Raw genomic sequence first — 436 nt, forward strand, 5'->3', positions numbered from 1 at the left:
CATTGTTCTTTATAAGCAATTGTCGCCACCGGCCGCGAACATTTAAAAGCTAACTCGCGGTCGCCGCGGCCACCGCAACGACTTTCGTCGGTGATTGCGACTCGGACACATGGTTCTCACCCGGCAGCGGCTGTTGGCCGCGCTGCTCGTCTCTCTGGCGGCGCTCGCGGCGGTCGTGCTGGCGAACGTGTTGCGGACCGTCGTGTTCGCGGTCTCCGTCGCGTACGTCCTCTATCCCCTCCGGCAGCGGCTCGTCGGCCGGGGACTTCCACTCCGGATCGCCTGCGGCGTCGCCACCGCGGTCGCCTTCCTCGGCGCCACGCTCCTCGTCGCCCCGCTCCTGTACGCGCTGTACCGGCGCCGGGCGGAGCTGATCGCCATCCTCGAAGGGATACCCGACGCCGTCCCGATCAGCGTCGGCGGCTTCGAGACGACG

The 436-nt window shown here is 67.7% G+C and carries 1 pseudogene; it reads left to right on the top strand.

Annotation, left to right across the window (positions count from 1 at the left end):
• Positions 1-109: 109 nt before the first annotated feature.
• Positions 110-436 (top strand): annotated as a pseudogene (locus tag D3D02_RS20060) (AI-2E family transporter); the annotation flags it as partial.

Source organism: Halobellus sp. Atlit-38R (genome assembly GCF_003665925.1).
In the GTDB taxonomy this organism is placed as follows: domain Archaea; phylum Halobacteriota; class Halobacteria; order Halobacteriales; family Haloferacaceae; genus Haloquadratum; species Haloquadratum inordinatus.